Below are 13,556 nucleotides of genomic sequence, written 5' to 3' on the forward strand. Positions count from 1 at the left end.
CGATGGTTAAGCGCGGCGGCGAGAATATGCAGCCTTTTATTCGGGCTCGGGCCCAACTTGCAGGGATTCGGCCAGAAAATCCCCCAGCAGGGTGATCTTGAGCACCTGCCGCCGCGCCGCCGGATAGATGAAGTAGAGGGTCTTGGCCGGGCTCTGATAGCGACCAAGCAGCGGCAGCAAACGCCCCGCAGCGATATGGTCACTCACCTGTTCGGCGGGCTGCAAGGTGATGCCAGCCCCGGAAAGTGCCGCCGTCAGCAGCGCCGGCCAGTGGTTGATGCGCAAGCGCGAGGCGACCCGCACCTCCTCGCTCTGACCATCCTCGCCAACAAATTGCCAACGCTCGTGCTCGCCCCAGTTGCCGTGCAGACACTGGTGGCGGGCGAGATCGGCCGGATGACGGGGCACGCCGTGGCGATTGAGGTAGTCGGGGGCAGCGCAGAGGCGGTAGTGCTGGGTCAGCAACGGACGGGCGATCAGCGCCTCATCCTGCGGGCGCAGGGTGCGGATGGCGGCGTCGAACCCCTCCTCCACCAGATCGACCCAGCGCGGAGTGAGCTGCAGATCCAGATCCAGCTTGGGGTAGCGGTCGATAAAAGCGGGCAGCAGCGGCACCAGCCGATGGTGGCCAAAACTGAGGGGGGCGGCGATGCGCAGCCGGCCGGCCGGCTCAGCCAACAGATTCTGGGTGAGCGATTCGGTCAATGCCAGCTCCTCCAGTACCCGCTGGCAGCGAGCCAAAAACAGCTGGCCCAGTTCGGTGAGAGTCTGCTGGCGGGTGGTCTTGTGAAACAGCTTGCCCCCCAGCCACTGCTCCAGTCCCAGCACATGCTTGCCCACCATCTGGGCGCTGATCCCCTCTTCGCTCGCCACGGCGCTGTAGGAGCCGAGATCCACCACCCGGGTGAAGATACGCATGCTGGTCAATCGGTCCACAACCGCTCCTTTGTTCGTTCCTGAGTAACACGACCCGCTACCGAGCCCTAATTCACAACCAAAAGTTTAGTAAGAAATGGATTTTAGCCAATTTACTCAACTTTTAGTTACCAATACAGTGATGCCATCCCTTCCCCACAGGATAAATTCCCATGAAAAGCACCTATCTGGCCGCCCTGCTGGTCGGTCTGCTGGCCAGCGGCGCCAGTCAGGCCGCCGAGAGCAGCTTTATCAGCAACCACGATCAAGCCCCAGCCTCAGCAACTCAAGCCCGGCCCGATATCTTTCGGGTCAGCCTGCTCGGCACCGGCACTCCGGTGCCCCAGATAAGCCGGGGCGGCTACAGCACCCTGGTCGAGGCAGGCAACCAGAAGCTGGTGTTCGATTTTGGCCGCAACTCCGCCACTCGCCTGTGGCAGCTGCATATCCCCATCGGCCGGGTCAACGCCTTCTTCCTCACCCACTTTCACTCCGACCACACCAACGGGCTGGCGGATCTCTGGCTGACCGGCTGGCTGCAACCGGCCTATGGCCAGCGCCACGCGCCGATGGAACTCTACGGCCCCAAAGGCACCACAGCTCTCGCCCGTGGCTTGCAGCAGGCCTACGCCACTGACATCGCCACCCGGGTCAAGGATGAGGGAACGCCGCTGGACGGGGTGGAGATCAACAGCCACGAGGTCACCGCCGGGGTGGTCTACAACCATGACGGGGTCAAGGTAACCGCCTTTGACAACGACCACGGGGTCAACATCAAGCCGTCATTCGGCTATCGCATCGACTACCACGGCCACAGCGTGGTGCTCTCCGGCGATACCCGTTACAGCCCCGAAGTAGTGAAGCAGGCCAAAGGGGCCGATCTGCTGGTGCACTGCGTCTCCATGACCTCTGCCGAGCAGGCGGCCCGGGTAATGAACGAAGCCAGACCGGCGCTGACCGTGTTCAGCCATATCGGCCTCAACGGCAAGATCAGGGTAAAAGATCTGGCGCAGGATCTGCGCGCCCGCTACACGGGCCCCTTCGTCATCGGCAACGACCTGATGCAGATTGATCTGCCCACCACGGCTTCCGGCAAGGGTTATGCCCTCTGGCAGTCGGAGAATATCGACAATAAATAGATGGCACGGATGCCGGTCAGCCATGGCCGGCATCCGCAATCGACACCGGGGGCTATCTTTAAGGGGTGTTTGACCACAAGGAGTTATCCCTATGAGCCTGAAATGGAAGCACCTCGCCCTGGCCACTCTTCCCTTGTTCGGCATGTCGGCCGCTCAGGCGGCAGTGTTGACCAGCCTTGAATGGCCCCCTTACACCAGCGCCAGCCTCCCTGAGCAGGGCAAGAGCAGTCAGGTGGTGACCGCAGCCTTTGCCCTGGCTGGCGACCCGCTGACTATCAAGTTCTATCCCTGGCAACGGGCCGTGGACGAGGCAACCAACAACCCCGAGGTACTGGGTTATTTCCCCGAGTATCTCGACCCCAAGAGCAGCTGCCTCTTCTCTGACCCCATAGGTAACGGCCCCCTCGGCTTTGCCCAGCGAGCCGATCAGCCGGTCACCTGGCAGAGCCTTGATGACCTCAAGGGCAAGAAAATTGGTGTCGTCACCGGCTATGTGAATACCACCGAGTTCGACGAAAAAGTGGCCAGCAAGGTGCTCTCGGCTGACGCCACCAGCTCGGACAGCCAGAACCTGCTCAAGCTCGGCAACGGTCGGCTCGATCTGGCGGTCATCGACCAGAATGTGATGACCTATCTGCTGGAGAGCGATCCCCAACTCAAGGACGTTGCCGCCAACCTCGGCTTCAACGGCAAGATCCTCGAGGACAAGTCCCTCCACGTCTGCTTTACCAACTCTGCCAAGGGGAAAAAGGCGCGGGACAAATTCAACAAGGCGCTGGCCAGCGACGAGGTGAAGAAGCTGATGAAGTAGCGATACCGCATCCGCTCACCACCCCAAACAGCCATAAAAAAGCCGCCTCTTGTGAGGCGGCTTCTTCATTCAACTTGGTAACCGGAGTTATCAGGCAATCAGCTTGTAGATGATACCGGACATGGCGATCAGGCCGATGATGGTCACGAAGCCGTTGCTGATGTTGCCAGCGTATTTGCGCATGGCCGGAACCTTGGTGATGGCGTACATCGGCATCAGGAACAGCAGCATTGCGATGATCGGGCCGCCCAGGTCTTCAATCATGCCGAGGATACTCGGGTTGATGGTAGCGATGGCCCAGGTGGTCAGGATCATGAACACGGCAGTGACTTTGTTCAGCTGCTTGGTATCAACGTTCTTGCCCTTCTCGCGCAGCGCCTTGGCCATCAGGCCGTTCATGCCTTCTTGCGCACCCAGGTAGTGACCCAGGAAGGATTTGCTGATGGCAACCATGGCGATCAGCGGAGCCACAGTACCGATAACCGGGTTATCGAAGTGGTTGGCCAGGTAGGACAGGATGGAGATGTTCTGTTCTTTGGCAGCAGCCAGGTCAGCCGGGGAGAGGCTCAGTACGCAGCTGAATACGAAGAACATAACTGTCATCACCATCATGACGTGGGCGCCCAGCAGGATGTTGCTGCACTTCTTCTCGGCACCTTCACCGTAACGACCTTTGTTGTCCACCGCGAAGGAGGAGATGATCGGGGAGTGGTTGAAGGAGAACACCATTACCGGGATAGCCAGCCACAGGGTCTTGATGAAGTCACCGTTGAAGGCGTCGGACAGGGCCGGAGCTTCAGTGATGATGGCACCGTTCCAGTGCGGGATCAGGTAGAACGCCAGACCCATCAGGGTGAGCACGAACGGGAATACCAGCACGCTCATCGCTTTGACGATAACCTGGCCGCCCAGACGAACAACCGCCATCAGACCGAGGATCAGGGCCAGTGACAGAACGGCACGGGGAGGTGCAGACATGCCCAGCTGGTGAACAATCACGCTCTCGACGGTGTTGGTGATGGCGACTGAATACATCAGCACGATCGGGTAGATGGCAAAGAAGTAGAGCAGGGTGATGAATTTGCCTGCGGTCTTGCCGAAGTGCTCTTCTACTACTTCAGTGATGTCGCCATCACGGGTAGAGCCGGACAGCACGAAGCGGGTCAGACCACGGTGAGCAAAGAAAGTCAGCGGCAGCGCCAGGATCAACATGGCAACCAGCGGCCACAGGCCACCTACACCGGCGTTGATTGGCAGGAAGAGCACACCGGCACCGATCGCGGTACCGTACAGACCCAGCATCCAGACCACATCGGCCTTGTTGACGCCGCGGGAGGTGTTGCTGGCTAAACGACCATCAGCTGCAATATTCATGTCAGACATACGTTGTTCCTGTCATCTAGGAAAATGGGATTCTTGTTTGGTCGGGCCTTGGCCCGGTTCCATCTCCCTGGAACGCCTGCTGTCCGTCCTTGATATTAACCTCTCGCCCCCCGGCAACCTGGCCATCACTCCTTGTGACAACAGGATTGCAACAAACAACAGTGCGAGATTTTGACCCTGAGGGTCGGCGCCCGTCTCACTTAACAACCGATTAACGTGCGCCACTCTTGATGGGCTGACTTTAATTAAATGCCCTTATTAATCACAGCGTTTTTTTTGAATTAATCAACCAAAGTTTGATTTTGGTCGCCTTTCGGACGACCAAGATCACACTCAAAGTGCCTTATTGTGAGTTTTTTTTAACAATTCAACTTAGTTTCACTGGAATCAATGGCCTGCGAGCAGCTACATATTTGCAACAAGCCACCCGTTTAGCGCGGATTGTGTGCAGCACGGCCTTGGCGTACCCTTGTGACTCACGCCTTTTTGTTGATTGATGATGACCATTACCCGTACCGATCTCGCCGAACTGGCGGTGTTTGCCGCCGTCGCCCGCCACCGCAGTTTCAGCAAGGCCGCCCTCGAACTCGGCGTATCCGCCTCCGCCATCAGCCACAGTCTGAAGGGGATGGAGGAGCGACTGGGGGTGCGGTTGCTCAACCGCAGTACCCGGGCCGTGGTGCCGACCGAAGCGGGCCAACGGCTGCTCAAGCAGCTGCTCCCCACCCTCAATACCCTCGAAGAAGCGCTTGCCGAGCTGGCCCGCAACAGCGACGAGCCGGTAGGGAGACTCAAGCTCTGCGCTCCGCGCGGCGCCATCGACAGCCTGCTGGCACCTGTGCTGATCGACTATCTGGCCCGCTATCCGCGGATGCAGGTGGAGGTGGTGGAGCAGGAGCTGATGCCCCGGCTGATTGAAGATGGTTACGATGCCGCGCTCTTTTATGGGGATCTGCTGCCCAAGGAGATGATCGGCATCCCCCTCGGCCCGCCCCAGCGTTATCTGGTGGTGGGCTCCCCGGCCTATCTGGCGGAGCACGGTACACCGGAGCACCCGAGCGAGCTGAGCCGCCACGCCTGCATCGGCTATCGCCTCACTCCGCACCACCACTATCGCTGGGCCTTTGCCGCCGACGGCACCATGCTGGAGATCGAAGTGACCGGGCCGCTCACTACCAGCACCCCGGCCCTCTATCTGGGCGCCGCCGAGGCGGGGCTGGGGCTCGCCTACTGTCTGGAAGAGGAGGTGAGCCAGAAGGTCGCGGAGGGGAAACTGCTCACCGTGCTGGAGCCCTGGTGCCCCACCTTTGCCGGTTTCTACCTCTTCTATCCCAGTCGGCATCAGCTGGGCAGCGGCTTGCGCATCCTGATCGACATGCTCAAGGCTCACTACCAAAACCCCGGATTAGTGAGTAATACTCAGCAATTCATCAAGTGAAACCCTGATTATCACCAAATAAGTATTAATCTAGACTAGCTGTTCGATAATCGAACTCCCCGAGAGAACAGATATGTCTGCCTATTTAACACTGCGGCAAAGGGCCATGACCCGTCGCTTCTGGGCTTACGCCCTCCCCTCCATTCTTGCCATGCTGGTCTCGGGGGCCTACTACCTCATCGACGGCATCTTCGTCGGCCACTATGTCGGCGCCGCTGGCCTCGCCGGGATCAACCTGGTCTATCCGGTCATCATGGTGCTGATCGGCCTGGCCGCCATGATCAGCATGGGGGCAGCCACCGCAATCTCCTTCCAGCAAGGGGCGAAAAACGACAAGCGGGCCCGTCAGGCGCTGGTCAACGCCCTCTGGCTGCTGGCCGGTCTCGGGGGCGTTGCGCCGGTGCTGCTCTATTACACCCACACCGATATCCTGCTGGGGCTAGGGATTGAACAGGGCACCGAGACCTGGAAACAAGCGAGTGACTACCTCACCTGGATTGGCGGCGGTACCCTGCTGCTGGCCAGCAATCTGGCAGTGCCCTATCTGCTGCGCAACGATGGCCGCCCGAAACTGGCCATGGTGCTGGTGAGCAGCGGCGCCGTGCTCAATATCATCCTCAACTACATCATGGTGGGGCGGTTGGGGCTGGGACTGATCGGTACTGCGCAAGCCACCCTGATGGCAGAGGGTGCGGTGAGCCTGATCGGCCTTGGCTACTTCTTTACCCCCTGGGCGCGGCTGCGCCTCAGCTGGCGGGATCTGGTGCCCAACCTTCCCGCCATGCCGCACCTGCTCTTTACCGGCCTGCCGAGCCTGATTGCCCAGTTCAACCTCGGCCTGCTGCTGATGCTGCACAACAGCCAGCTGATGGTGTATGGCAATGTGAAGGATCTGGCGGGCTTTACCGTGGCCGGTTACACCGAAGCGGTCTTTATCGTCATTCTGCAGGGGCTCGCCTTCGGCATTCAGCCGCTCATCAGCAAGGCGGCAGGAGCCAAGCGCCATCGCAACCTCAAGTACCTGATGGAGATGGGGCTCAAGTTCACCTTTATCTACGGCATGCTGGTGTGGCTCACCATCCAGCTGCTGCCGGGACAGGTCGCCATGCTCTATACCGGCGACAAGGATCCCGAACTGCTGGCCGCCGCCATCAGCAGCCTGACCCTCAACCTCGGCGCCATTCCGCTGGAGGGGATCATCATGTTCGGCATCGTGCTGCTGCAATCCATGGCACGTACCCGTCAGGCGCTGGTCATCTCCATCGCCAAAACCGTGTTGCTGCTGCCGCTCATCTTCCTGCTGCCGCAACTGTGGGGGCGTGATGGGGTGCTGATGGCCCAGCCCGCGACCGTGCTGCTGCTCACCCTGCCACTCTGCTGGCTGCTGTGGCGCGAGTGGCTGCGCCTGAAGATGGCCTGTGCGCCAAAAGCCAAACAGCGCCCGCAACCGGCCCGCGCACGAGCCGCCGTCCAGCTGGCCCGTTAAGGCCACCCATCCCGCGTAGCAATAAAAAACCGGCATCCATTGATGCCGGTTTTTGCTATATGGGCGGGTCTGCCTGCCCTTACACGAGGATTCAGGCCAGCACTGCTCCCACACTATGCCAATACTTCTGGCCTGAGCTGGGCCATCAGCCCCGGGTTGTCGGAGTAATCCACCGGGATCGCCACCACCGCAGGCCCCTCCACCGCCAGTGCGGCCCGCAGGGTTGCGCGCAACTCGTCTGCCGAGCGCACCGCAAACCCGGCCGCCCCGAACGATTCGGCATAGCGTTTGAAATCGATAGGGCCAAAAGAGACGCCGGAGGTGCGGCAATACTTCTGCTGCTCCTGCATCGCCACCATGTTGTAGCCGTTATCGACCCAGATGATGTGAACGATATTGCTCTTGAGCCGCACCGCCGTCTCCAGCTCCATGCTCGACTGCATAAAGCTGCCATCCCCCGATACCGAGATCACCTTCTCACCCGGCCGCACCAGCGCCGCACCGATGGCCCACGGCAGTGCCACCCCCATGGTCTGCTGACCGTTGGAGATAAGCACCTGACGAGCGCGGAAGCTGTAGAGGTAGCGGGCAATCCAGATATGGAAGCTGCCCATGTCGACGCAGAGTGTCATGTCGTCGCGCACCAGATCCTGCAGTTCGCGCACGATACGCAAGGGGTGAACCGGATTGCCGTGCAGCTCATCGGCCCGCATCGCCAGTCGCAGTCGCTGCTGGCGTACCCCTTGCAGCAACCGATCCACCTCGGGGGGGCGGATTTTCGGATTGCCCATGATGCGGGTCAGCTGCAACAGGTTGGCACGGATCGACCCCACCAGCTCGGCGGTCGGGCAGTAGCTGCTGTCGATATCGGCGGGCAGCACGTCGATATGGAGGATGCGCCGCTCCCTGTCGCCATTCCACAGCACGGGGTCGTACTCGATGGGGCTATAGCCGATGCAGATCACCAGATCGGCCCCTGCCAGCAGCTGATCCCCCGGCTGGTTGTTGAAGAGCCCGACCCGTCCGGCAAAGTCATCGAAGTGGCAGCTGTCCACCACCCCGGCGGCCTGATAGGTACCGGTCACCGGCAACCGCGCCTTGTCGAGGAAGGCGCGCACTGCCTCGGCATTTTCCGGCCGGCTCGCCATCAGGCCGAGCAGCACCACCGGATTCTCGGCGTTGCGCAGCAGGGTCAATGCCTGCTCCATATTCTGTTCATCGGCACAGCCCGGCTCCGGCACCTCGCGGGGCACCAGCACATTGCCCTGTACCGGCTTGTTGATGATATCCATCGGCAGGCTGACAAACGCCGCCCCCGGCCGCCCCAGCTCGGCAGCGCGAAAGGCGTTGGCCATCACTTCGGAGATCGCCGCCCCGCTGTTGACCTGAGCGCTGAACTTGGTGACCGGACGGCAGAGGTTGACCGTATCCATGCTCTGATGAGTGAGTTTGAGGCCGTCGGCACGGCGCACCGCACCGCCCAGCGCCACCATGGGGTCCCCTTCCGAGGTGGCGGTCGCCAGCCCGGTAATAAGGTTGGAGCAGCCGGGGCCCGAGGTGACCAGCGCCACCCCCGCCTTGCCGGTGAGACGCCCCACGGCGGCCGCCATAAAGGCGGCGTTCGCCTCGTGGCGCACCACTATGGTCTCGATGGGGGAGTCCTCCAGCGCATCGAACACCCGATCAATCTTGGCACCGGGAATACCGAACACCTGCTTGACCCCTTGCGCCTCCAGATGACGAACCACCAACTCGGCACCGCACTTCCACTGTCTGTTTTCCATGATATTGCTCCTTGTCTATCAGCCTTCGGCGGCCTGAATGGCGCGATCGAGATCGGCGGGGTTGAGGTCGGCCTGCCGGAAAGCGGGATCCGATGGCAGGGCCAGATTGAGGTGACGCACCACAGAAAGTCGCAGGGTGCCGTGGGCCATGGTGTAGTCGAGCAGATGGCCGCCCCCCTTGCGATCGGCGGTGATCATGTGCTCGTGAAAACCCGCCACATTGACCCCCTGCACGAACGGCGGGCAGCGAAAGCCCACCAGGGTTCCCGCCACCGCGGCAAAGCGGAATAGCGGCTGCTGTTCGATGGCTTCCAGCATGGGGCGATAGGGGGGCTCCTGACGCGGCACGGTACGGACCTTGGCTGTTTCAAACTGGCCGTCGAGGCGCAGGGCGACAAAGACGTTGTCGGATCCCACCAGCCGATCCACCCACTGGTGGATCTCGTCACGGCTGAGGGGATGGTCGAAGCGACGCTCCAGACAGGGGCGAAAATGGGTCATCACCGCAAAGGGGGTCTTCTGATCGGCGCGGGCGGGCCGGGCCGAGCCATCGGAGCGCAACTGGTGGATCTGGCGCTCGAAGGCGATCAGCTCACCATCGAGGTGATTGAAGGTGCCGAGGCCAAAGTCGCCGTGGCGCAGCAGCTCGCTCATGGTGGTCTCCCCTTCGTAGACCCCCGCCAGCAGGGCGCTCATCAGGGAACTCTGGTAGATCTCGCCGCCGTCATGCTGCCTGCGCCAGCGGGAAAACTGCTGGCTCACTTCGAGGGCACAGCTGCACCCGGCACTGTCAGATGTTGCAATATGTTCCATTCGGGTTTCACCTCCACCGTGAATCCTGTTAGCGTTCGGATCCAATGGTGACTTGGTTCACATTTCAACACCAATACGCTGATCCCATGACTTTGAGACTCAATCGATATGGAACTTCGTACGCTTCGCTACTTCATGGCCGTTGTTGAAAAGCAGAATTTCACCCGCGCAGCCGAATCACTCAACATGGCCCAGCCGCCGCTGAGCCAGCAGATCCGCAAGCTGGAGGAGACCCTGGGCACCCCGCTGCTGCGCCGTTTGACCCGCAGTGTCGAGCTGACCGAGGCGGGCGAGAGCCTCTATCGGGATGCGGCGCAGATCCTGGCGCTGGCCGATGCGGCAAAACTGAAGGTAAAGCGGATTGCCCGGGGCGAGCAGGGGGCGCTGCGGATCGGCTTTGCCGGCTCCACCGTGCTCCACCCCGCGGTGCTGACCCTGCTGCACGACTACCGGGAGCGCTATCCCGAGGTGGCTCTCAGCCCGCAGGAGGGCACCATGCCGGCACTGGTGGAGGCGCTACGCAACGATCGGCTGGACGCCGCCATCTTGCGGCTCCCCTGCCGCGGTAGCGAGGGCTTTGCCCATCACCTTATCGAGCAGGAGCCGCTGCTGATCGCCCTGCCGACCAGCCATCCCAAGGCCAAGCCGGGCCCCTTGCCACTGGCCAGCCTGAAGGACGAGAGTTTTATTCTGTTTCCCCACGCCATCGGGCCCGGGCTCTATGACGGCATCGTGGGCCTCTGTCGGGAGGCGGGGTTCGAACCGATACTGGGGCCCGAATGCCCGCAGGTGATCTCTACCGTCGGCATGGTGCAGGCGGGCTTTGGCGTGACTCTGGTGCCCAGCTCGGTGGCGGCGCTGCGCCCGCTCGGGGTCAGTTATCACCCCATTGAGGGCAACGGCATGATGACCAGCATCAGTCTGGCGACACGGCCACACCCAAGCAGTGCCGTGCTGCGGCACTTTATCGCCCAGATCCGTGCCGCCCAGATACGACAAGGCCTCCCGAAGGAGGCCCTGTTGAACAAGCTTGAACCGGTTTGATGACCAGCTTGCCTGATGCGACGGCTTATTTGACGGTACTGCTTATTTGACAGTCACCCGGGCAAACTTGCGCTTGCCGACCTGATAGACGGCGGTACCGGCACCGATGAGTGCCTTGCCATCTTCCAGCTTCTCGCCATCCACCTTGACCGCGCCCTGCTTGATCATCCGCAGCGCTTCGGAGGTGGTGGCCACCAGATCGGCCTCTTTCAGCAGGTTGGCAATGGCCAGACCTTCACCTTCCAGTGCCAGCTCGATTTCCGGCATCTCGTCCGGAATGGCGTTCTTGGAGAAACGCTGGGTGAAATCTTCGTGGGCCGCTTCAGCCGCCGCTTCGTCGTGATAACGGGCGATGATCTCTTTGGCCAGCCAGATCTTCACATCGCGCGGGTTGAGGGTACCGGCAGCGATGCCTGCCTTGAACTCTTCGATTTCGGCCAGCGGACGGAAGGAGAGCAGCTCGTAGTAGTTCCACATCAGATCGTCGGTGATGGACATGATCTTGCCGAACATCTCGCCCGGAGCGTCGTGGACGCCGATGTAGTTGCCTGCGGACTTGGACATCTTCTTGACGCCATCCAGCCCCACCAGCAGCGGCATCATCAGCACGCACTGGGTCGCCATGCCGGCATCTTTTTGCAGCTCGCGGCCCATCAGCAGGTTGAACTTCTGGTCGGTACCGCCCAGCTCAACGTCCGCCTTCAGCGCGACCGAGTCATAGCCTTGCAGCAGCGGATAGAGGAATTCGTGAATCGCGATGGATTGGCCGCCGGTGTAGCGCTTTTTAAAGTCGTCGCGCTCCATCATGCGGGCCACGGTCTGCTTGGCCGCCAGCTTTATCATGCCGGTCGCACCCAGCTCGCACAGCCAGGTCGAGTTGTACTCGATGCGGGTCTTGGCCGGGTCGAGGATCTTGAACGCCTGCTCCGCATAGGTGAGGGCGTTGTGTTTGATGGCCTCTTCGGAGAGCGGCGGACGGGTGGCATTCTTGCCGGAGGGGTCACCCACCATGGCAGTGAAGTCACCGATCAGCAGGATCACTTCATGGCCCAGATCCTGGAAGGTCTTCAGCTTGTTGAGGATCACGGTATGACCCAGGTGAATGTCGGGGGCGGTCGGGTCCATGCCCAACTTGATTCGCAGCGGGCGCCCTTCCTTCAACTTGGCGACAAGTTCTTCTTCAACCAGAATTTCTTCCGCTCCGCGCTTGATCTCGGCTAGCGCCACCTCGAGCTGGGACATTTTTTGACTCTCCATCACGATTCCACAGGGCCAAACATATTACTGGAATGGCGGGCCAATTGGAAAGGCTGTAAAATCCGTCCATTCTGCCCGACTTCATCTGCTTCTCATGGTTATTTGGCACGCCTTCAACGCACTCCCCCACTGGCACCGCAAGATGGTGCTGATCTTGAGCATCATGATCATGATGCTGGCTGCCTGGCCAAGCGAACAGGCAGTAGCAACACGGGTCGATGAAAACGGCAACGAGATTGCCCTGCGGGAACCGGCTAACGATAACGCGCTGAACGACGAGCTGCCGGCCGAGGCCGCCCAGCCCGTTACCCCGCCCAAGCCGCGCTATATCACCAAGCAGGTGAAGGTACGCCGTGGCGACAACATGGGAGTCATCTTCCAGCGCATTGGCCTGAGCACCACGGATCTGCACCTGATCGATCAGCTCGAGGGCAGCGATCCCCTGCGGATGCTGCAACCTGGGCAGGAACTCACCTTCAAGCTCACCGAGAACGGCGAGCTGCACAGCCTCTATTACCCCCACAGTCTGGAGCAGGCGCTCAAGGTGAGCCGCAAGGAGGAGACATTTGTCGCCCGCAACGTCAAGATCGCCCTCGACACCCGCGAACAGGTGAGCAAAGGGGAGATCCGTTCCAGCTTCTGGGGCGCCGCGGTGGATGCGGGGATGACCGAAGATCAGATCATGGACTTGGCCGCCATCTTCGGCTGGGACATCGACTTTGCCCAGGACTTGCAGCCGGGTGACAGCTTCCGGGTGGTCTATGAAGACAAGTTCCGCGACGACGAGCGGGTCGCCTCCGGCGATATTCTGGCGGCGGAGTTCGTCAACCAGGGCACCGCCTACCGCGCCGTGCTCAATGAAGATGGCAACTACTACACCCCGGAAGGGAAGGCGATGCGCAAGAGCTTCCTGCGTGCACCGGTCAACTTCAAATACATCAGCTCCAACTTCAACCCGCGCCGCCTCCATCCGGTGACCGGCAAGATCCGCCCCCATAACGGCATCGACTATGTAGCGCCGGTGGGTACCCCCATCATGGCGGCGGGCTCCGGCAGCGTGGTGGCCGCCGGTTACAACCAGTTCAACGGCAACTACGTCTTTATCAAGCATGCTGGCAACTATGTAACCAAGTACCTGCACCTCTCCAAGCGCACCGTCAACAAGGGACAGCGGGTGAAGCAGGGGCAGACCATCGGCACTCTGGGTGGCACCGGCCGCGTCACCGGCCCGCACCTGCACTACGAATTCGTGGTGGGCGGCATTCACAAGAACCCGCGCACCCTCACCCTGCCGCAGGCAGAGACCCTGAGCGGACGCGAGCTGGCCAACTTCAAAAAGCTGGCGATGCCACAACTGGCCAAGCTCGACAACCCCGAGCTGCAGCTGGCCCAGAACAAGCGGGATAGTCGCGGCAACTAAGCCATCAGGGCTGGCAGGGTGAAGGCCCTACCAGCCCCTTTTATTGAACCCGCGCCAGGCAATCAG

The 13,556-nt window shown here is 61.0% G+C and carries 11 protein-coding genes; 6 read left to right on the forward strand and 5 right to left on the reverse strand.

All coding sequences use genetic code 11. From position 1 onward, the window contains the following. Window positions 1-36 precede the first annotated feature (36 nt). Window positions 37-936, reverse strand: coding sequence for a LysR family transcriptional regulator (locus tag ACTG27_RS10980; RefSeq protein ID WP_064337066.1), 900 nt, complete (start codon window positions 934-936; stop codon window positions 37-39). A 152-nt stretch (window positions 937-1,088) separates the two neighbouring features. Here ACTG27_RS10980 and ACTG27_RS10985 point away from each other — a divergent pair, with 152 nt between their 5' ends. Together ACTG27_RS10985 and ACTG27_RS10990 are read left to right on the forward strand one after the other, a co-directional pair. Next, the gene (locus ACTG27_RS10985; protein ID WP_151286709.1) at window positions 1,089-2,054 is read left to right on the forward strand and encodes an MBL fold metallo-hydrolase; all 966 of its coding nucleotides are present in this window, start codon (window positions 1,089-1,091) and stop codon (window positions 2,052-2,054) included. Between the two features lie 91 nt (window positions 2,055-2,145). Then, window positions 2,146-2,865, forward strand: a complete 720-nt coding sequence (locus ACTG27_RS10990; RefSeq protein WP_151286710.1) for a substrate-binding periplasmic protein — start codon at window positions 2,146-2,148, stop codon at window positions 2,863-2,865. A 90-nt stretch (window positions 2,866-2,955) separates the two neighbouring features. Here ACTG27_RS10990 and ACTG27_RS10995 read toward each other — a convergent pair whose 3' ends face one another. Continuing rightward, on the reverse strand, window positions 2,956-4,248 hold the full coding sequence (locus ACTG27_RS10995; protein WP_005338498.1) for an HAAAP family serine/threonine permease: 1,293 nt from the start codon (window positions 4,246-4,248) through the stop codon (window positions 2,956-2,958). 499 nt (window positions 4,249-4,747) lie between these two features. Here ACTG27_RS10995 and ACTG27_RS11000 point away from each other — a divergent pair, with 499 nt between their 5' ends. Together ACTG27_RS11000 and ACTG27_RS11005 are read left to right on the forward strand one after the other, a co-directional pair. After that, entirely contained in the window at window positions 4,748-5,686 is a 939-nt protein-coding gene (locus ACTG27_RS11000) for a LysR substrate-binding domain-containing protein (protein WP_439980512.1), read from the forward strand. A gap of 73 nt (window positions 5,687-5,759) precedes the next feature. Next, window positions 5,760-7,172, forward strand: coding sequence for an MATE family efflux transporter (locus ACTG27_RS11005; protein ID WP_439979666.1), 1,413 nt, complete (start codon window positions 5,760-5,762; stop codon window positions 7,170-7,172). Window positions 7,173-7,285: 113 nt separating this feature from the next. Here the strand turns inward: ACTG27_RS11005 and alsS are convergent, their stop codons facing one another. Both alsS and budA read right to left on the reverse strand, forming a co-directional pair. Continuing rightward, entirely contained in the window at window positions 7,286-8,956 is a 1,671-nt protein-coding gene (gene alsS, locus ACTG27_RS11010) for an acetolactate synthase AlsS (RefSeq protein WP_439979667.1), read from the reverse strand. 18 nt (window positions 8,957-8,974) lie between these two features. Continuing rightward, window positions 8,975-9,769: an acetolactate decarboxylase gene (gene budA / locus ACTG27_RS11015; RefSeq protein ID WP_005338506.1), complete on the reverse strand. Its 795-nt coding sequence runs from the start codon at window positions 9,767-9,769 to the stop codon at window positions 8,975-8,977. A 108-nt stretch (window positions 9,770-9,877) separates the two neighbouring features. On the opposite strand from budA, the gene ACTG27_RS11020 reads away from it, so the two are divergent. Further along, window positions 9,878-10,813 carry a LysR family transcriptional regulator gene (locus ACTG27_RS11020; RefSeq protein WP_043818935.1) on the forward strand — a complete coding sequence of 312 codons (936 nt, stop codon included), beginning with the start codon at window positions 9,878-9,880 and terminating at the stop codon, window positions 10,811-10,813. A gap of 42 nt (window positions 10,814-10,855) precedes the next feature. On the opposite strand, the gene tyrS is transcribed toward ACTG27_RS11020, so the two are convergent. Beyond that, a complete protein-coding gene (gene tyrS, locus ACTG27_RS11025) occupies window positions 10,856-12,055 on the reverse strand; it encodes a tyrosine--tRNA ligase (RefSeq protein ID WP_439979668.1) in 1,200 nt (399 codons plus the stop codon). Between the two features lie 109 nt (window positions 12,056-12,164). Here tyrS and ACTG27_RS11030 point away from each other — a divergent pair, with 109 nt between their 5' ends. Then, a complete protein-coding gene (locus ACTG27_RS11030; RefSeq protein WP_013724009.1) occupies window positions 12,165-13,490 on the forward strand; it encodes a peptidoglycan DD-metalloendopeptidase family protein in 1,326 nt (441 codons plus the stop codon). Window positions 13,491-13,556 lie beyond the last annotated feature (66 nt).

This window comes from Aeromonas sp. 97A, from assembly GCF_051919185.1.
GTDB classification, from domain to species: domain Bacteria; phylum Pseudomonadota; class Gammaproteobacteria; order Enterobacterales; family Aeromonadaceae; genus Aeromonas; species Aeromonas veronii.